Here is an 18547-nt window from a genome sequence, read left to right on the forward strand (position 1 = left end):
ATGTTAGATGTATGTTTGCTGGGAAGCGGAGGCATGATGCCGCTTCCTTACCGCTGGCTGACAGCGCTGATGACCAGATACAATGGAAGCAGTCTTCTGATAGACTGCGGAGAGGGGACGCAGATCGCGATCAAGGAGAAGGGCTGGAGCTTTAAGCCGATTGACGTGATCTGCTTTACCCATTTTCACGGAGATCATATCAGCGGCCTTCCGGGGCTTTTGCTGACCATGGGAAACGCAGAGCGGACAGAGCCTCTGATTCTCATTGGGCCCAGAGGCCTGGAGCGTGTCGTGAATGCCCTGCGCGTCATCGCGCCGGAGCTCCCGTTTCCTATAGAATACCGGGAAATCACGAAGCCCCAGGAGGAGTTCTGCCTGAAGGGCTACCGGATTCGTGCCTTCCGTGTAAATCACAACGTGACCTGCTACGGGTATTCTATCGAAATCGACCGGGCTGGGAAATTCCAGCTTGACCGGGCGCTGGAGCTGAATATCCCCAAGAACTTCTGGAACCGTCTGCAGAAAGGGGAGACGGTGGCAGACGGCGAGGCGGTCTATACGCCGGATATGGTCATGGGCGCCAGACGGAAAGGCATCAAGCTCGTCTACTGTACGGATACACGCCCTACGGCGTCTATCGCGGAGCATGCAAAGGGCGCCGATTTGTTTATCTGCGAGGGTATGTACGGCGAAAAGGATAAGCAGGCCAAAGCGGTGGAGAACAAGCATATGACCTTTTACGAGGCGGCCCGCCTGGCGAAGGAGGCAGACGTGGGAGAGCTGTGGCTGACCCATTACAGCCCGTCCCTGACCCGGCCCGAGGAGTACATGGATGAGGTGCGCCGTATTTTCCCGCGGGCGAAGGTCGGGAAGGACCGGAAGTCTGTGGAACTGAAGTTTGAGGATGATGAGAAATGAGTGATAATACAGAAAAGGATATTTATATACTGGCGATAGAAAGCTCCTGTGACGAGACAGCTGCAGCCGTGGTGAAAAATGGACGCTGTGTGCTTTCCAATATTATCTCGTCGCAGATAGAGCTTCACAAGCTTTACGGAGGCGTCGTGCCTGAGATTGCGTCCCGGAAGCATATCGAGAAAATCAACCAGGTGATTCAGGAGGCTCTGGATACGGCCGGCATGACCCTGGATGATATGGATGCAATCGGTGTTACCTACGGTCCGGGGCTCGTAGGAGCTCTGCTGGTAGGCGTAGCGGAGGCCAAGGCCATCAGCTATGCGAAGAAGCTGCCGCTGGTAGGAGTGCACCATATTGAGGGGCATATTTCCGCCAATTATATTGAAAACCCGGATCTGGAGCCGCCCTTTGTATGCCTGGTGGCTTCGGGCGGACACACGCATCTGGTAGCCGTACGGGATTATGGAAAATACGAGATTCTCGGACGGACGAGAGACGATGCGGCGGGGGAAGCCTTTGACAAGGTGGCCCGCGCTATCGGTCTTGGCTACCCTGGAGGGCCGAAGATAGATAAGCTTTCAAAGGAAGGAAATCCGGATGCGATCGCATTTCCCAGGGCGAAGCTTGAGGATTCTCCCTATGATTTCAGCTTCAGCGGCCTGAAATCCGCAGTGCTGAATTATCTGAACGGTTGTCAGATGAAGGGCGAGACGGTGAATCGCGCAGATGTGGCAGCTTCGTTCCAGAAGGCGGTCTGCGACGTGCTGGTAGAGCATGCGATGCTTGCCGTCAGGGACAGCGGACTTGATAAATTTGCGATTGCGGGCGGCGTTGCCTCCAATTCTACGCTGCGCGCGGCCCTTTCCGAAGCCTGCCGGAAGAACAAGATTCAGTTTTACCATCCGTCCCCGATTCTCTGTACGGACAATGCGGCGATGATCGGCGCGGCGGCCTATTACGAGTATATTGCAGGAAGGCGGGATGGCCTTGACCTGAATGCGGTTCCAAATCTGAAGCTGGGCGAGAGATAGGAAACAGGAACTAAAAGCTGGCTGCCAGAAAGCCGGCAGACAAATGGCAGGCGGTAAAGAATAGCGGCAAAGAAGAATGCCGCAGAATGAAAGTTACGGGGGAAAGTGAAGGTGCGCAGAACAAGAAAAAGGTGTACAGCCATCGTGCTGGCGGCAGGCCAGGGAAGACGAATGGGAGAGAAAATTCAGAAACAATATCTGGAAATTCAAGGAAAGCCGATTCTATATTATTCTTTGCAGATTATGCAGAGTTCACCATTGATTGATCAGATTATTTTGGTAACAGGAGCAGAACAACTCTCTTATTGCAGAAAAGAAATAATAGATAAGTACGGATTTACAAAGATATGCAGGCTTGTAGAAGGAGGCGCGGAGCGCTATCTTTCTGTATGGAATGGATTGGAAACCATTCAGAATGAACTAGAAGCTGATGATCGGGAAGGCTATGTATTTATCCATGATGGCGTTAGACCTTTTATTAGCGAGGAAATGTTGGAACGGGCTTTGATGGCTGTGGAGGAATACAGGGCCTGTGTGATTGCCATGCCTGTGAAGGATACTATTAAGATAGCAGATGAGAATGGCTTTGTGTATCATACACCAAATAGAAAAATGGTATGGGCAATTCAAACGCCTCAGGTTTTTGAATTTGCGCTGGCGTATCAGGGTTATAAAGCGCTGATAGAAAGTGGAAGGACGGACGCCACAGATGATTCGATGATTATTGAGACCTTTACGGATGTTAAGGTGAAGCTCATCAAAGGTGCGTATGAGAATATAAAAATCACCACACCGGATGATTTGAAAATTGCGGAAGCATTTGCCCAGGAGTGACAGGGGAAAGCTATCATTTTTATAAAATGTAAATAGGGAGTGAGCATGGTCATTTGCTGCTGCTATTAAGTAGATGACTTTGCTGCACTCCCTTTTAAAAATTTATGGATTGATTCGTATCAGAATATGCGGATAGCGACCAGTTTCACAATCCATATAAGCTTGAGTAGCTTCTTCCATAGAGTATATTTTGGTAATTAAAGGTGAAAGGGATAATTTACCTATGATTTTTTCTGTGCGGGGAAGCATATAAGGAGCCATGTGGAATGGTATTAGGCTTGCTTCCTTGATAAAAAGCTCTGAGAGCTTTAGTGGTGGCTGCTTATTCAATCCATATACGCATCCATAAGCCAGGACTCCCTGTTTAGCCAGCAGCATGGCAGCGATAGATATCATGTCCAACATACCGCTTGTTTCAAAGATAATATTATATCCCAGATTGTGAGTTACTTTTAAGGTATGAAAAGCAATGTTTTCTGAGGTAGGATCGATGCAATAATCAGCTCCAAGCTCCTGTGCAATTTTCCGGTTGGTCAGATATGGATCAACCACGGTTACGATATTGGCTCCATTCATTTTTGCCAGCTGTAGAAGGATTAGACCGGGAACTGTTCCGCCTATAATGAGAACGTTATCTCCAAGCTGCATATTAGCTCTTGTGATGCCATGAAGAGAAAAGCCTATAGGATCGGTAAGTACAGCTTCCTCAAAAGAAACAGTATCAGGAAGCTTGATTAGTTGTGACATATCCCAGACAATATATTCAGACATGGTGCTTTGAGAAGGCTTCAGATGCATGCACAAGTTCTCTTTGCCACTTCGGCAATAATCACATTGCCCGCAGTGCTTCCAAGCATAGCCGCTGACGCGGGTGCCGGGAGTAAAACCATATTTCAATGCTGCGTCTCCAGCTTCTGTAACAGTTCCTGACATTTCATGGCCTGCCAGTGGAAATATAACGGAGCCCCAGGCGAGCATATCTGCATCACGGCGAAAAAAAGGCATTTCATCTGGGCATACACCAGAATATGCGACTCTTATTTTTACATCACCAGAACCGCAAATTTGCGGTTCTGGTTCTTCAACTAGTTCCATTTTTCTTGCTCCAGCCAACCTGACTGCTTTCAATGGTAAAACCTCCTAAAAGATGATTTTTGGAATTCTGGAATATATCAGAGAATAGCGTGAACGATATTCACTGGGAGTAAATGTTGTTTTTTTTCGAAAAGTATTACAAAAATACCGATAGTCGGAAAAGCCACAATTTTCTGCAATTTGGAATATTTTTTGCTCTGTGGATGCTATCAAGCGCTTGGCAAGAGTAATTCGCAGATTCATCTGAAAATCGCTGAAAACGATATTGCATTCCTTTTTAAATAAATGGCTTAGATAAGTTGGAGTAATATTTATGGCCGTGGCAACCTTGGTTTGTGACGGAGCTTCGCTGCAGTGAATGATGCAATAAATAATTGCTTGCACAATCAGGCTGTTAGGCCTTTTTATGTGCGTTTGGGAAAAGGTATTCATTTCCAGCAGCAATGGGGAAAGTTGCTGGTATTCGTCTTCCAGCGTTGTATAGTTTGTTTGAAATGCTTGTTGTATTTGATTAACGTTTTCTCTTTTTAGAAAGAAAGCGGGATAGATCAGTTTGTACGCATATAGTAATAATTCCAGTAAAGTCAGAAAGTAAAAGCAAGTTTCCAGAGAAAACGAATGTTTTAGTGTTTTCATGTAAATGTTTTCTAAACGCTCTGCAAATTGTTCCTTGCTTTCCTGAAACAGGGAAAGAAAAAAATGTGACAACATCTCCTCTGTCAGGATGATATTATGGGAAATTGCATTAGGCTTCGTAGTACGAAAATATACCGAACTGATACCTTTGCAGAAAAATCCCTGTCTATAATATTGGAGAAGTATATGGTATTCTTTGTCTAAATTGTTCAATGGCAGCTCGTCTCCAAAGAAAAAGACAAAATGTGTATGATGGTATTTTATGATGGTGCTCTGCAGTTCTTGCAGGATTTTTCCATAAGAGTCTAAGGATGCATGGCTGTTAACCGAAGGAGAATTAATTATCAAACAGGGAATGTGCTGAGGGTTAAGAAATGCAACTCCGCCATTATTCGCATCTAAAACACCCTGCATATGCTGGAGCATTTTACAGGAGATACTTTTAAGCTCATTAGTAGGATAAAGCATGAGAAATCGAACGTTGGAAGCTAATTTCCATGTCAGTCTTTTTTTGAGTAGATCCAAATTTTTGCTGCAGAATCCACCATTGGATAGAATAGAAAGAAGTTCCCGGTGATAATTTTCGTTATAATGGCAGAGGGAAGAGTGGGAGGAGGGAGTAAAATTGCCTGAAACAAGTAGCTTACTGAGTGCCAAAATATGTTTGCTCAGCAAAGCAGCATCCAACTTAGTCTTTTGTATATTCTGGTAAACATGAGGAAGCAGGGAATCGTTTACAGATCCGTCCAAAAGGATGATATAAAAATTATCAGAATATTCCCCTAACATATAGATAAAATCTTGCAATTTGATTAATACCATGGAAGTATCCAAAATAACAATCTGCGGAAGAAAAAATCTAAATTTTTCCATTCCGAGAGCACAATTGTACTCCATACCAATGATATCAATGTTGTCAAAACTGCTATCAATCCAGCCTTTTAGTTTTTCTGCTAGCATATATTCTTGTGTCATTATTAATATTTGTGCGTTCATTACAATTCTCCAGCATAAAAAATCACACTATTTTTTACTAGTATACAAAATAGCAAATAATTCGTCAAGAACATATAGTGGAATATTTTGCTATTAGTCTGATTTATCCATAAAATAATACACATATTACAATAAAAACAAAGCTTTTTTGTGGAATTGTGCATAATATTTCTGGATGATATCATGAGAATCACAAAGGTGTAACAAAACAAGTCAATTCAAGAAAAAGGGAGGTATTTCATGAAAAAACGTAGGTTGTTGACAGTATTGCTGATGGTGGGGGTCATGGTTCTGACAGGCTGCGGCTCATCGGAAGAGAATGAGCCGGAAGGAACAACGACAGAAGCTGCGGAACAGACGGATCAGGATTCAGAAGAGGGGTCTATTTATGATTCGGCCAGTACTCTTTATAACCCGGAAGGGGGAAATAAGATTGGAATTACAGTCATTGATAACGTGATCCCTCATTGCCAGGCTTTTATTGAAGGGGCTAAATCTGTAATTGAAGAGAATGGTGATACAGCGGTTGTATTGGATCCAGGTTTTGACGCGGTAGTTCAGGCAACCAATATTGATGATTTTGTTGCACAGGGATGTGTGGGGATTGTGTGTGAGACTATCGATGGCAATGCGCTGATAACCAGTGTACAAAATGCGGTAGATACAGGTGTTATGGTTGTTTCGGCAGACTTCCCATTTGCAGAAGGGTATGAGCATCTGGTGTGTTCACAGGTTATGACTCCGAATCAGGAATCGGCGGCTGTTCTGGCTGAGAAGATGGCGGAAGATATCGGGGAAGAGGGTAACGTAGTAATCCTTTGCCGTCCTGACGCCGGTTCGCAGGCAAGAGCAGATGGTTTCCGCGAGGTATGCGAGAAATATGGTTTGAATATTATTTTTGACGGTGACGGCGGTGGAGAGGTTGAGAAAGCAAATTCTGTTATGCAGGATTTATTGCAGGCGCATGAGAGGATTGATGCTGTGATTTGCTCCAATGATGAGCAGGCTATTGGTGCCTATACAGCAGCTGAAGCGGTTGGACGTGCAGATGAGGTACACTGCTATGGATTCGATGGCGCTCCGGAGGCACTTGAGTTTGTTAAGGAGGGAAGAGAAGCTGCAACATTGCAACAGCGCCCTTATGAGATGGGCAAGCAGGCTGCCCTTGATCTCTATAAGGCTATGCAGGGCGAGGATGTGGGAGCTGCAGTTAAGAATGTTCCTTATCAGGTAGTGACTGCCGAAAACGCAGACGAAGGAATCGACACATATTATACTGGAATCCCAGATTACGAATTTGAGTAAGCTTCTGACGGTAAGGAATGATAGTATGGATAAGAAAATCGTTGTTCGCATGGAACAAATTACAAAAATATTTGGTAGCGTAAAAGCGCTGGATCAAGTGGATTTTGAACTCCGTGCAGGGGAAGTGCATGCTTTGCTGGGAGAGAATGGCTCGGGAAAATCCACATTGATCAAAGTGCTTGGCGGTATACATAGGATGGAGTCGGGACAAATTTATCTGGATGGGAAACCCGTATCTATTGAGGATGTATTTACAGCTAATAAGCTGGGAATCAGCATTGTACATCAGGAATTATCTTTTGCTCCAAGAATGACGGTAGCCGATAATATTTTCATGGGCAAAGAATGTAGAAACAGGTGGGGGCTGATTGATGCCAAAAAGATCATGCAGGAGTCGAAAAGGCTCCTGCAGGATTTTGGTTCTGATATTAATCCAAGCGAACTGATGTGTAATCTGAGTATTTCGCAGCAACAGGTTGTGGAGATTGTAAAGGCATTGTCGAATCAGGTAAAGATACTGGTTATGGACGAGCCTTCTGCTTCGCTTTCACTTACAGAAGTTGAAAATCTTTACAACGCGGTGGATAGAGTAAAAGAAATGGGGATTTCCGTAATTTATGTTTCCCATCGGATGGAGGAACTTTTCCGCCTAGCTGACAGAGTGACAGTATTAAGAGATGGAAAGTATATCGGAACCGTGGATATTAGTGATGCAGATGAAGATTCACTTGTGACTATGATGGTAGGACGAGAGATAGAGCCTCATTATGGAGAACATAAAATTTATGATGATATTGTGCTGGAATTAAGACATTTGTCTCGTGGTGCTATGGTTCATGATATCAATATGAAGGTACATAAAGGCGAGGTGGTTGGTATTGCTGGAATTGTTGGAGCAGGCCGGAGTGAATGTGCTCGTGTGATTGCAGGGATTGATAAGGGATATGAGGGCCAGATCATTTTAAATGGCAGGGAAATTCAAATTCGGAATCCGCAGGACGCCATTTCCCATGGAATTGTTCTGATACCGGAGGACAGAAAAGAGCAAGGCCTGGTGTTAATGCAATCAGTAAAATTTAATCTGACCTTATGTGTGCTTAAGAAATTCATAGGGTTTATTGGCGTAAATACAAAGAAGCAGAATCAAATAACAGATGAGATGATTAAGCGGCTTCGAATCAAAGTATCTGGAAGAGATATGGAGGTTGGCAAGTTAAGTGGCGGAAATCAGCAAAAGGTTGTTCTTGCAAAATGGTTGGCTACAGATCCCAAGGTTTTGATTCTGGATGAGCCTACCAGAGGAATAGATGTAGGAGCGAAAGCAGAGATCTACAGCTTAATAGATGAACTGGCATGTAAAGGAATGAGCACCATCTTGATTTCTTCCGATTTGCCCGAAATCATGCGAGTATGTGATACTGTATATGTTATGCGTAAGGGCAGTTTGGGAGGAAAAATCAGCGGAGATGAGTTGGCACAGGAGAAGATTATAAGATACGCTACGGGGGTTGAGCATGAGTAAGATTCAGAATAGAGAAAGGCTCCGTGATGGAAATGGATTTAAAGCGGTAAAGAATAATCTTGGGATTATTCTAAGCTTGTTAGTGCTGTGTATACTTCTGACATTTGCAACGGAACACTTTCTTACAACAAGAAATATTTTAAATGTATTACTTCAGATTTCCACAAATGGGATGATAGCTTTTGGAATGACATATGTCATTTTGCTTGGTGGAATTGATCTTTCAGTAGGTTCTGTTGTGGCGCTTTCAGGAACCATATCCATGGCGTTGATGGCCAGAAGTAACTGGCCGCTGGTACCAGCCCTCCTTATCGGAGTAGTAATTGGCCTGGCAGTAGGTGTTATAAATGGACTTTTGATTACGAAAGTCAAAATGCCAGCTTTTATTGTGACTTTGGCTATGATGAATATTACCAGAGGCTTGGCTTTGATAATGACAAGTGGGAAACCGATTTATGTACAGGATGAGAGACTACTTATTATTGGAAATGGGAAGTTCCTTGATGTCATCCCGCTCCAAATTATTTATATGCTTATTATATTTTTAATTCTCTTCTGTGTCTTGAATTACACTCGCTATGGAAAACATCTCTATGCGACAGGAGGCAATATAGAAGCGGCTAGATTTTCGGGAATCAACGTGGACAGTGTACGTATTATCGCATATGTTATCTCGGGCGTTGTATCTGGAATCGCAGGAGTCATGACAGCAGCAAGGCTGTATTCCGCGCTGCCGACAATGGGCGAAGGAGCAGAAATGGACGCTATTGCAGCTGTTGTTCTTGGTGGAACAATGATGACAGGCGGCAGTGGTACTCTGGGAGGCACCCTGATTGGCACCCTGATTATCGGAGTTATGAATAATGGTCTGAACCTTTTGGGAGTAAATTCTTACTGGCAGGATGTTGCAAAGGGCATTATTATCATCTTTGCTATAGTAGTGGATATCATTAAGAACAAAAAGAAGCAGTAAAAAGCTGATATAAAACAAAAGGAGGGAATTCATGAAATTTGAAACATTGGTGTTACCAGAAAGCGTAGGCGAGAAATTTTTAATAGCGACGTATTACATGAAATCTGACAAAGAGCCAGATTTATATGACTGGGTAAAGCTGGTAGCAGCAGATCAGAGTGCGGGAACTTGGACACATGTAGAGGGAGAAACGCCGGAAGTTATTGAAAAATATGGTGCAAAGGTTATAGGGGTATATCCTATGGCGGAAGAAAGAGCCTGCGTTGCGAGAATTGCATTCCCTACGGCGAATTTTCCGGCTTATATGCCTATGATCATGAGTACAGTGGCAGGAAACGTTTTGGGGCAGGATGGAATTCGTCTTGTAGATATAGAATTTCCGAAGAGTATACTGAAAGAACTGCCAGGACCAATGATGGGGATAGACGGAATACGAAAGCTGCTGAACATTCCAGAACGCCCCCTAGTAGGAGCTATCTTAAAGCCTTGTATTGGTGTGGAGCCAGAGGTAAGCGCAAGTGGTGCTGTGAAAGCGGCATTGGGCGGGGCTGATGTAATCAAGGATGATGAACTGTTGAGTGATCCGGGTTATTCACCGATGGTGGAGCGTGTAAGTACGGTTATGAAGCGCCTCAGGGAAGTGGGGAAGGACAGGAGCTGTTTGTATGCTGTAAATATTACTGGTGAAAATCTTTTGGAGCGTGCAAAACGCGCAATTGATGCAGGAGCAAATGCTCTTATGATTAACTATCAAGCAGTAGGATGGGGAGCTTCAGAGGATCTGATTCGTGCATTAAAAAGAGAAAAACTGATTTATCCCATCTTTGGACATTGTGCAGGAATGGGAGCTTATTATCGTTCTAGATCTAACGGGATTGGAACTGCTCTTGCCTGTGGAAAGCTGGCCCGGCTTATTGGAATGGATATGCCTCTTGTTTATCCGGACAGCGGAAGGTTTGGCATTGCAACGGACGAGCTTGTTGAAGCTCATGCGCATTGCGTAGCTCCGATGGAGGGGATTAACAGAGCGTTTATCACTGTAGCTGGAGGCGTACATCCAGGAACCATCGAATATCTCATGCGGCTCCTTGGAAATGATACAATCCTTATGGCCGGAGGAGGAATTTATGGACATCCCATGGGGGCAGAGGCTGGAGCAAAAGCGATTCTTCAGGCAATTGAAGCTGTTATGGAGGGGAAAACAGTTGTGGAAGCTTCTGAAGAGTTTACAGAATTAAAAACAGCGCTTACATACTGGGGAGTCAAATAGAGTGGAGGAAAATATCATGGAAAAAAATGCATTGTTAAATGCTTATCGCATGATGAACCGTATCCGGGAATTTGAAAATGAGGCTATTGAACTGGCAAAGGCAAATGAAACACGCGCAGCTGTGCATACCTACCAAGGGGAGGAAGCGATTGCGACCGGAGTGTGCGCGCATATGACCCGGGAGGATTTTATCACCTCTACGCACAGAGGACATGGACATTGTATTGCCAAGGGAGCGGATTTGACCCGTATGTTTGCAGAGCTTTTGGGAAAGGGAGAAGGCTACTGTAAGGGCAAAGGCGGTTCCATGCATATTGCAGATCTGACCACTGGAAATCTTGGAGCAAATGGAATTGTAGGAGGCGGAATTCCGATTGCTGTTGGCGCAGCTTTAAGTATGCAGCTTGACCATAGTGATAATTTCACAGTCAGCTTTTTTGGAGATGGTGCGGCTAATGAAGGCAGCTTTCATGAAGCATTAAACATGGCTTCGATTTGGGATCTTCCGGTTATTTTTGTGTGCGAGAATAATCAATATGGAATTTCCACTCATGTGAGTAAATCCATGCATGTAAAGGATATTGCGGAAAGGGCAGTAGCTTATAATATTAAGGGTATGGTAGTGGATGGCAACAATGTAGCGGCTGTTGACGCCGCGATGGAAGAAGCTGTCGCTCATGTGAAGGCAGGTAAGGGGCCAGTGCTGATGGAGATGAAGACTTACCGAATGGCAGGACATTATTTCGGAGATAACCAGAACTACCGTACCAGAGATGAGGTAAACAGCTGGAAGGACAAGGATCCGATTCTTCAGTGTGCGAAGCTTCTTATGGAGCAGTGGGAAGTGTCTGAGGAAGAACTGAATGAAATCAGAAAAGAAGAACATAAAGCTGTCCTAGATGCATCAAAGGCTGCAAGGCAAATGAGTGATCCGGATATTGAGGATTTGACAGAGGATCTTTACGACCCGATATTTGCAGACATAACCTGGAAGGCATTTCAGAAACCGGATAATGGAGGGAAGAGGCTATGAGAAAGATTTCCATGCGTGAAGCGATTAATGAGGCGATGCATATCGCATTTCATAGTGATCCGAATGTATTTACCATGGGAGAGGATATTGCGGTTTACGGAGGACAGCTGCGTTGCAGCTATGACCTATATGATAATTTTGGAAGTGAACGTGTTCGTGATACGCCTATTTCAGAGATGGCAATCGTAGGAGCTGGAGTAGGAGCTGCTCTACATGGTAAGCGTCCTATTGTGGAATTATCATATTCTGATTTTATAGGAACAAGCTTTGATCAAATCTTAAATCAGGCTGCAAAAATCCGCTATATGTACGGGGGAAGTGTTAATATTCCGCTTGTTATACGAACTCAGGGAGGGGCGGGTCTTGGAAATGGAGCCCAGCATTCCCAGTCTCTTGAAGCAATTCTTGCCCATATTCCAGGAATTCGTGTTGTGATGCCTTCAAATGCCTATGATGCCAAGGGGCTTCTTTTACATGCCATCCGTGATAATAATCCAGTAATATTTTACGAACATAAAGCACTCTACAAGCAAAAATGCGAAGTCCCTGAAGAGCCTTATGAGATTGAGTATACGTCAGATGTGAAACGAGAGGGAACTGATATTACAATTGTAACATATTCAGCCATGGTAGGGCGTTCTCTGAAGGCAGCAGAAGAGCTTGAAAAAGAAGGAATTTCTGTAGAGGTCATAGATATTAGAACGCTGGAGCCTTTGGATATGGAGCCCGTGCTTGCATCTGTAAAGAAGACTGGGCGGGTACTGATTGTGCATGAGGCATGCAAAAAGGGAGGCTTTGGGGCAGAACTTTCAGCTCAGATTCAGGAGTTTGCATTTGGGGCATTGAAGACAGGAGTGACAAGAATCGGTGCGCCGAATGTTCCGGTACCCTTTGCAGTGAATTTGGAAAAAATGTATGTTCCAGAAGTGTCCCTGATTGTAGAAACAGTAAGAAATTTAATAAAAAATAATTAAGGAAGGAAATTAAAATTATGAAACTTCTTGTGACCACTTATATGGAAAGTCCTTATTTTGATGAGTTTCGCAAAATGTTTGATACAATTGTTTATGAAGGCATGATGAAAATTGGTCGCGTACTAAGTGAGGACGAGATGTGTGAAGCTATTAAGGGATGCGATGCAGTTGTGGCGGAATTTGACCCAATTACAGCAAAAGTACTGGAAGCGGCAGACAGCCTGAAGGTAATCGCTTCTCCAAGAGGAGGAGCACATGCAAACGTTGATGTAAAAAAGGCGACAGAGCTGGGAATTCCGATTCTGTTTGTTCCGGGAAGAAATCAGGATACAGTGGCTGATTTTACAATGGGCTTGGTTGTAGCGGTTAGCCGTCATCTTGCACAGGGAAATTATCTAATTAAAAACCGTATAATTACAGATGATAAGCCTTACAATGAGAATGGCTTTTGCGTCACGGATGTTAACTGGGTAGGCTCTACACCGGAAAAATTCGCTTACCTGCAGTTTAAAGGACCTACGTTAAGCGGAAAGACGCTTGGTCTTGTGGGGTATGGAGCCATTGGACGAGAGACGGCGAAGCGTGCTTTAGCGTTTGATATGGAAGTGATTGCTTATGATCCTTTTGTGAAGCAGGAGACGGTAACACAAAATGTAAAGCTGGTAAACCTGGAAGAATTGATGGAAAAAAGTGATTTTGTATCCATACATCTACCGGTAAACGATGGTACAAGAGGAATTATTAGTGCAGAGATGCTGAGCTTGATGAAGCCCACAGCATATATGATTAATACAGCGAGAGCAGCGGTTATGGATTACAATAAACTGATTGATATGCTCCAAAAGAAGGAAATTGCAGGAGCTGGCCTGGATGTCTATCCTGTAGAACCCCTTCCGGCAGATCATCCGCTGCTTTCTTTGGATAACGTGGTTCTTACGCCGCATATCGCAGGCTGCAGCTATGACCCATATGACAGGTCTTATAGGGTGCTTGCTGAAGATCTGAAGCTTTTCTTTGCAGGACAGAGACCTGTACACCTGTACAATCCGGAGGTTTGGAAGGATTAATTAAAACAGAACCCGAAATGAGGTGAGGCAGAATGAAGGCACAGTTTTTAGGTGTTGATATTGGAACAACGAAGGTTAAGACGGTTTTGTTTGATGAGAGTGGGCAGGAACTAAAACTGGCCAGACGTAATACGGCTCCTGACTGTCGAAGAGATGGGAGCGCTTACCAGGATATGGATTTACTCTGGGACATGGTTGCAGAGACAATTCAAGAAGTAATGCAGGAAACAAAAGAACAGGGAGAAGTTAAAGCAATTGGGATAACTGGTCAGGGAGACGGCTTGTGGCTTTTGGATAGAAATAAAAAGCCGTTGGATGTCGCAACTCTGTGGATAGATGGGAGGGCAGGAGCTTATATAGACAGGTGGAAGCAAAATAAAGTTATACAGAGTAGCGGAAGGATAACATTTGCGGGTTCACCCCTGGCCCTGGGGGCATGGTATTACGATCACGAACCGGAAAAAATGGAGCAGGCCAAGTATTTGGTTTTTTGTAAGGACTGGATTAAGTTTTGCCTGACAGGTGAAATTGTCACTGATACCTCAGATTTATCAGATGCTTCATTAGTGGATGTATGGAGTAGAAAGTATAATCGGGAACTATTGGAAGGCTTTGACATGGAGCGGATCTATGAGCTGTTGCCGCCAATCCGTTCGAGTATGGAAATAATAGGAACGGTAACAAAAGAAGCCGCTGCAAAAACAACGCTTCCTGTTGGAATTCCTGTTGTGAATGGGATGATAGATATAGCTGCTACGGCCTGTGGAAATGGAATGCTCCAGAATATGGACAGTTGCTCTATTGTTGGAACAACTATTCATAATGAAATGGTCGTTGATTCCCTAGATGATTTTCAAATGAATAAAGAGGAAGCACCCTCTCTTATCTGCTACATAGAAGATAAAAAGTGGTTGATGACGATGGGAACCATGCTTGGGACGCCAAATTTGGACTGGTTTATTGATACCTTTTATCATGGTGAGAACTGTAGGTTCTCCTATGAGGAAGAGGAGGCAAAAATGAAACAGATCGGGGCTGGTTCCGGAGGAATCATTTTTCATCCCTTCCTGGGGCAAGGAGGTGAGCGGGCGCCGTTTGTAAAACCGAGTGCAGCAGGTCAGTTCTTCGGAATTAAAAGTAATCATACAAAAGAACATCTATTGCGTTCTGTGTATGAAGGAATTGCATATTCCATGAAAGATTGTTACCAGCATTTTCCGAATCAGCCTGCAGTGGTGCGAATTGCCGGAGGAGGAAGTGCAAGCGAATTTTGGTGCCAGATGTTTGCAAGCTGCCTGAATAAGACTATACAGGTAACAAGTGGAAAAGAAATTGGTGCGCGGGGGGCGGCTCTTTTGGCTGCAGTTGCTTCGGGATATTTTGATAATATATATCAAGGAATGGATCAAATGATTCATATCAAAAAGGAATTTGAACCAGATAGGGAAGAAAACAAAATATATGAAATGAATTATCAATTATATACGGAGTTATACCGTGCAAACTGGAAAATCTGGGATAAGCGTGCAGAACTAAAAAATTATAGATAAAGAATATATGAATTAAATATTAAGGAGGAAAATACTATGCGTAAAGAGGTTATTATGCCAAAAGTAGGCTTGGACATGGAGGAGGGGATTATACAGGAATGGTTAAAAAAGGTGGGTGATCATATTACAGCTGGCGAGCCCTTGATGTCTATCGAAACAGATAAAGCTATTACCGAAATAGAAGCTGCTGTAACCGGAACACTTGTGGAAATAGTGGTTCCAGAAGGCGAGGAGGTAGAAATTGCGACTGTTGTAGCTTATATTGATACAGACGAGGAGTAAAATGATGGAAGATACCGTCATGAAGTTGAAGGGCATAAAAAAAGCAATGGCCCGGCAGATGACAAAAAGCTGGACAGATGTTCCTCAGTTTCACATGGAGACAGAGGTAGACTGTGAGCCGATGATAGACTTTAGAAGACGATTGGAGTACAAACCTTCTTACACAGCAATTATAGCCAAAGCAGTAGCGGACAGTCTTTGCAAGCATTCGTCACTGAACGCATACTGGGGTGATGATCAAATTACATATTGCGGAAAAGTAAATATTGGTGTAGCAGTAGATACTAAGAGAGGGCTTCTGGTTCCAGTTATTAAGAACGTGGATAAACTCAGTCTGAGAGAGGTCTGTGAGAAATTAGAGCAAATAAAAGAGAAAGCAGTAATGGGTATTTATTCAGCGGAAGAACTTGCAGGAGCCACTTTTACTGTAAGCAGTCTTGGGAAGTTCCGAATTTATTCTTTTTCATCCATTGTAAATGCACCACAGGCAGGTATTTTATCTGTACCCAGAATGCAGGAAAAGCTGGTTTGGAATAAAGAAGAAGAAAACGTGCAAGTCAGGAGAATTATGCGTCTGACACTGGCATTGGATCATCGGATCGCAGACGGAGCTTCTGGAGCTCGCTTTTTAACAGATTTAGCAGAGATGCTGGAAAAACCTGAGGCTCTAAAATAATTGAAGTAATTTCGGTTATCAGAAATCAAAATAGGCCGCCATAAGTATTTGGGCGGCCTATTTTGATGAAATCGCTTTATTTTCAAAAAAGGCTGAAGTGAAAAGTTTATTTCCACTTTGAAAAACGTGAAAAGAAAAGTGGCAATTACTCTTACAAAAATGAGTGATTGCTGCTTTTTCTGTTTTATTAAGTAGAAATAAGTGTTACACTAAATGAAGAAAACAACAGGCTGCTTAAAAAAGAGAGGATTTTTGGACATGACAAAAAAGCGGATTTTAGCCGGTGTTTTTAAGGGTGTAGGACTAAATTCCACTTGCTGTGGATGGTATTTACTTTCTTTGACAGCCGCCTGTTGTTTTTGATTAAGTAGTTTTCCTTACTTGTTTCTCTGCTTGAGCAGGTATGGTTTTAAAATGATCTGATCCTTTTCAATCGGATGGATGCCGAAAGCCAGCAGTTTTTCGTACAGATCCTGATACATAAATTCCGTCAGTTCCAACGGACTTTTACTGCCGAGCATCTCGCAGGGGGAGGAGTTTATGTGGCTGAGAACCAGATTCAGCCCGGACTGGCCGGTCAGTCCGAGTTCCCTCAGATTCGTTCCTTTTGGAAGGATGTAACGGAGTTCTATATGTTTATTCTCCAGCGTGCCTTTCTGCCCTGACTGCATAGGATCGCAGTAAAATACCCTTGTCCGCCTTGTACCGTCAGAGGAGGTCTCCATAGCTTCGGCGGCAGAAAATTCGGTCCCTCGGTCAGTCAGTAAGACATGAACATATTTGCGGAACAGTTCTGTGCCAAGAATGGGTTCCAGTATGTCAACGCCTTCTTTCATGGAAGCAGCGGTTTTCTCATTGCGGTATAAGGCAAGGATGATGCCGGCTCTCACAAATTTAAAAGTCTGAAGGAAAGGACCGTTTGTCTCATCGTTATAGACCGTATCCATTTGGGTAACAAAGACCTCGGGATGCTCGGAGAGGTAGGATTTATAATCTTTGTAGGTTCTGCCTTGGAGATACTTTTTGTCGATACGTTTCTTATAAGTTTTTGCCTTTTTCTTCGGCAGCCTGCGTGATACCTGCCGCCGCAGATCCAGGGCAGTGATGCCGGCAATCTCGTGGAAAACACCGTTTTCGATATAGTTGTAAAGCGTTTTTTCTGAAATGCCGAGTTCCGGATGGTTTGTAACGATCTGAAAAGGGGACTGCCCCTGTTTGAGGAGCGGAGCGATAACAGCAGCCATCTGTTTTGCTTCCTGTACGGCAAGATTCACCCCTTCCCGGGAATCGACCAGAGTAGTGCGGTAATCCATATGGGCCTCTTCTGGACATTACTGGTATTTATCAAAACGGCATCGGGACCAGTTGGAACAGCCATTGCAGGCGCCAGGGGAGCGGTCGCGTCTGGAACAATGGAAAGGACTGTACTCCGGACAGTCAGGTGTACACTGGCGGCCGTAAACACATTTTTTATAATGATTGCACTCCAGAGGCATTTTACACTTATGAGTAAGGGCTCTGTGAAGCTTAATCTCCTTGCCGACAGTGGATTTATCCTTGCCGATGGTCTGTGCGATGGCAGTTTTCGTGGAACCATTCGTAATACCGGTGAGAATGATACGCCGTTCCTCCAAAGTTAAATGAGAAAAAGGGTTTCGAGTTTTCATAATAGACACCAGCCTTTCCGGCGACTGCCTAACATGAAAAGTGTAAGACTAAATGCTGCATTTGGGGAAGTAGAAATGAGTGAAAGAGTAAAATCTACTTTGCCTCCTTCAAAGTGGAAATAAACTTTTCACTTCAGTGGTAAAATTTTTGGTAAAAAAAGATCAAAAAGATGTTGACAGAGAAAGTCAAAAATGCTAGAATACAATCTGTCGCCACGCTAAGGCGGTGAGCGCGTCAGAGTGTGGAGAGGTATCGAAGTGGTCATAACGAGGCGGTCTTGAAAACCGTTTGTCCGAAAGGGCGCGTGGGTTCGAATCCCACCCTCTCCGTTAATAGCCACTGTCGATAACAGACAAGCTATCAATTATATATAAAATTATATATAAAATCACCGGGTTTTTGAGACCGGGCATCTTGGAGAAGTACCCAAGCTGGCCGAAGGGGCTCCCCTGGAAAGGGAGTAGGTCGTTAACAGCGGCGCGAGGGTTCAAATCCCTCCTTCTCCGTTAAGCTTGAAGAAGTAAAAAAGAGTTGAATAAAAAGTGAAAAAAGTGCTTGACATTCGATTCTGATTATGCTAACATATTCAAGCTGGCTCGTGAGAGTCAACAGCGAACCTTGATAACTGAACAGTGCTAAGAATCCTTGAAAATTCTAAAGAGAATTGTTCAAAGAACAAAACCTATTTATAACAGTAAACGGGAAAGAGATTGCCAG

The 18547-nt window shown here is 43.9% G+C and carries 17 protein-coding genes and 2 tRNA genes; 15 read left to right on the plus strand and 4 right to left on the minus strand.

Annotation, left to right across the window (positions count from 1 at the left end):
• From B5E77_RS09230 to ispD, 3 genes are all read left to right on the plus strand, one after another.
• Entirely contained in the window at positions 1-918 is a 918-nt protein-coding gene (locus B5E77_RS09230) for a ribonuclease Z (protein WP_087165078.1), read from the plus strand.
• A complete protein-coding gene (gene tsaD / locus B5E77_RS09235) occupies positions 915-1949 on the plus strand; it encodes a tRNA (adenosine(37)-N6)-threonylcarbamoyltransferase complex transferase subunit TsaD (RefSeq protein WP_087165079.1) in 1035 nt (344 codons plus the stop codon). Before B5E77_RS09230 ends, tsaD begins: the two co-directional genes overlap by 4 nt.
• 105 nt (positions 1950-2054) lie before the next feature.
• Positions 2055-2783 (plus strand): 2-C-methyl-D-erythritol 4-phosphate cytidylyltransferase, encoded by a 729-nt coding sequence (gene ispD, locus B5E77_RS09240; RefSeq protein WP_442911329.1) that lies wholly within the window; start codon positions 2055-2057, stop codon positions 2781-2783.
• Between the two features lie 102 nt (positions 2784-2885).
• On the opposite strand, the gene B5E77_RS09245 is transcribed toward ispD, so the two are convergent.
• On the minus strand, positions 2886-3911 hold the full coding sequence (locus B5E77_RS09245; RefSeq protein WP_087165081.1) for a zinc-dependent alcohol dehydrogenase: 1026 nt from the start codon (positions 3909-3911) through the stop codon (positions 2886-2888).
• A 12-nt stretch (positions 3912-3923) separates the two neighbouring features.
• Positions 3924-5510, minus strand: a complete 1587-nt coding sequence (locus B5E77_RS09250; RefSeq protein WP_087165082.1) for a helix-turn-helix transcriptional regulator — start codon at positions 5508-5510, stop codon at positions 3924-3926.
• Positions 5511-5750: 240 nt separating this feature from the next.
• On the opposite strand from B5E77_RS09250, the gene B5E77_RS09255 reads away from it, so the two are divergent.
• From B5E77_RS09255 to B5E77_RS09300, 10 genes are read left to right on the plus strand one after another with little or no spacing between them, the layout of a single operon-like run.
• On the plus strand, positions 5751-6815 hold the full coding sequence (locus tag B5E77_RS09255; RefSeq protein WP_087165083.1) for a sugar ABC transporter substrate-binding protein: 1065 nt from the start codon (positions 5751-5753) through the stop codon (positions 6813-6815).
• Between the two features lie 25 nt (positions 6816-6840).
• Complete coding sequence (locus tag B5E77_RS09260) at positions 6841-8337, plus strand: sugar ABC transporter ATP-binding protein (protein WP_087165084.1); 1497 nt, start codon at positions 6841-6843, stop codon at positions 8335-8337.
• Positions 8330-9310 (plus strand): ABC transporter permease, encoded by a 981-nt coding sequence (locus tag B5E77_RS09265; protein WP_087165085.1) that lies wholly within the window; start codon positions 8330-8332, stop codon positions 9308-9310. Before B5E77_RS09260 ends, B5E77_RS09265 begins: the two co-directional genes overlap by 8 nt.
• Before the next feature lie 31 nt (positions 9311-9341).
• Positions 9342-10580 carry a RuBisCO large subunit C-terminal-like domain-containing protein gene (locus B5E77_RS09270; protein WP_087165086.1) on the plus strand — a complete coding sequence of 413 codons (1239 nt, stop codon included), beginning with the start codon at positions 9342-9344 and terminating at the stop codon, positions 10578-10580.
• A 16-nt stretch (positions 10581-10596) separates the two neighbouring features.
• Positions 10597-11613 (plus strand): thiamine pyrophosphate-dependent dehydrogenase E1 component subunit alpha, encoded by a 1017-nt coding sequence (locus B5E77_RS09275; RefSeq protein WP_087165109.1) that lies wholly within the window; start codon positions 10597-10599, stop codon positions 11611-11613.
• Positions 11610-12587 (plus strand): alpha-ketoacid dehydrogenase subunit beta, encoded by a 978-nt coding sequence (locus B5E77_RS09280; protein WP_087165087.1) that lies wholly within the window; start codon positions 11610-11612, stop codon positions 12585-12587. The genes B5E77_RS09275 and B5E77_RS09280 overlap by 4 nt, the downstream gene beginning before the upstream one ends.
• 17 nt (positions 12588-12604) lie before the next feature.
• Positions 12605-13654 carry a 2-hydroxyacid dehydrogenase gene (locus B5E77_RS09285; protein ID WP_087165088.1) on the plus strand — a complete coding sequence of 350 codons (1050 nt, stop codon included), beginning with the start codon at positions 12605-12607 and terminating at the stop codon, positions 13652-13654.
• Positions 13655-13686: 32 nt separating this feature from the next.
• Complete coding sequence (locus tag B5E77_RS09290; RefSeq protein ID WP_087165089.1) at positions 13687-15204, plus strand: FGGY-family carbohydrate kinase; 1518 nt, start codon at positions 13687-13689, stop codon at positions 15202-15204.
• 18 nt (positions 15205-15222) lie between these two features.
• A complete protein-coding gene (locus tag B5E77_RS09295; protein WP_275532758.1) occupies positions 15223-15486 on the plus strand; it encodes a biotin/lipoyl-containing protein in 264 nt (87 codons plus the stop codon).
• A gap of 1 nt (position 15487) precedes the next feature.
• A complete protein-coding gene (locus tag B5E77_RS09300) occupies positions 15488-16162 on the plus strand; it encodes a 2-oxo acid dehydrogenase subunit E2 (protein WP_204248039.1) in 675 nt (224 codons plus the stop codon).
• A 377-nt stretch (positions 16163-16539) separates the two neighbouring features.
• Here B5E77_RS09300 and B5E77_RS17265 read toward each other — a convergent pair whose 3' ends face one another.
• Both B5E77_RS17265 and B5E77_RS09310 read right to left on the minus strand, forming a co-directional pair.
• Positions 16540-17475, minus strand: a complete 936-nt coding sequence (locus B5E77_RS17265) for a hypothetical protein (protein WP_087165091.1) — start codon at positions 17473-17475, stop codon at positions 16540-16542.
• A gap of 18 nt (positions 17476-17493) precedes the next feature.
• The gene (locus B5E77_RS09310; protein ID WP_087165092.1) at positions 17494-17829 is read right to left on the minus strand and encodes a helix-turn-helix domain-containing protein; all 336 of its coding nucleotides are present in this window, start codon (positions 17827-17829) and stop codon (positions 17494-17496) included.
• A gap of 244 nt (positions 17830-18073) precedes the next feature.
• Here B5E77_RS09310 and B5E77_RS09315 point away from each other — a divergent pair.
• Positions 18074-18159, plus strand: a tRNA-Ser gene (locus tag B5E77_RS09315).
• An 87-nt stretch (positions 18160-18246) separates the two neighbouring features.
• A tRNA-Ser gene (locus B5E77_RS09320) sits at positions 18247-18336 on the plus strand.
• Positions 18337-18547 lie beyond the last annotated feature (211 nt).

The organism is Lachnoclostridium sp. An131 (assembly GCF_002160825.1).
In the GTDB taxonomy this organism is placed as follows: domain Bacteria; phylum Bacillota; class Clostridia; order Lachnospirales; family Lachnospiraceae; genus Laedolimicola.

Excerpts from the sequence above, each read along its gene's own strand:
- tsaD (WP_087165079.1), top strand. The coding sequence starts at position 915 with ATGAGTGATAATACAGAAAAGGATATTTATATACTGGCGATAGAAAGC.
- B5E77_RS17265 (WP_087165091.1), bottom strand. The coding sequence starts at position 17,475 with ATGGATTACCGCACTACTCTGGTCGATTCCCGGGAAGGGGTGAATCTT.
- B5E77_RS09300 (WP_204248039.1), top strand. The coding sequence starts at position 15,488 with ATGATGGAAGATACCGTCATGAAGTTGAAGGGCATAAAAAAAGCAATG.
- B5E77_RS09310 (WP_087165092.1), bottom strand. The coding sequence starts at position 17,829 with ATGAAAACTCGAAACCCTTTTTCTCATTTAACTTTGGAGGAACGGCGT.
- B5E77_RS09250 (WP_087165082.1), bottom strand. The coding sequence starts at position 5,510 with ATGAACGCACAAATATTAATAATGACACAAGAATATATGCTAGCAGAA.
- B5E77_RS09280 (WP_087165087.1), top strand. The coding sequence starts at position 11,610 with ATGAGAAAGATTTCCATGCGTGAAGCGATTAATGAGGCGATGCATATC.
- B5E77_RS09275 (WP_087165109.1), top strand. The coding sequence starts at position 10,597 with ATGGAAAAAAATGCATTGTTAAATGCTTATCGCATGATGAACCGTATC.
- B5E77_RS09260 (WP_087165084.1), top strand. The coding sequence starts at position 6,841 with ATGGATAAGAAAATCGTTGTTCGCATGGAACAAATTACAAAAATATTT.
- B5E77_RS09285 (WP_087165088.1), top strand. The coding sequence starts at position 12,605 with ATGAAACTTCTTGTGACCACTTATATGGAAAGTCCTTATTTTGATGAG.
- B5E77_RS09265 (WP_087165085.1), top strand. The coding sequence starts at position 8,330 with ATGAGTAAGATTCAGAATAGAGAAAGGCTCCGTGATGGAAATGGATTT.
- B5E77_RS09290 (WP_087165089.1), top strand. The coding sequence starts at position 13,687 with ATGAAGGCACAGTTTTTAGGTGTTGATATTGGAACAACGAAGGTTAAG.
- B5E77_RS09270 (WP_087165086.1), top strand. The coding sequence starts at position 9,342 with ATGAAATTTGAAACATTGGTGTTACCAGAAAGCGTAGGCGAGAAATTT.
- B5E77_RS09230 (WP_087165078.1), top strand. The coding sequence starts at position 1 with ATGTTAGATGTATGTTTGCTGGGAAGCGGAGGCATGATGCCGCTTCCT.
- B5E77_RS09255 (WP_087165083.1), top strand. The coding sequence starts at position 5,751 with ATGAAAAAACGTAGGTTGTTGACAGTATTGCTGATGGTGGGGGTCATG.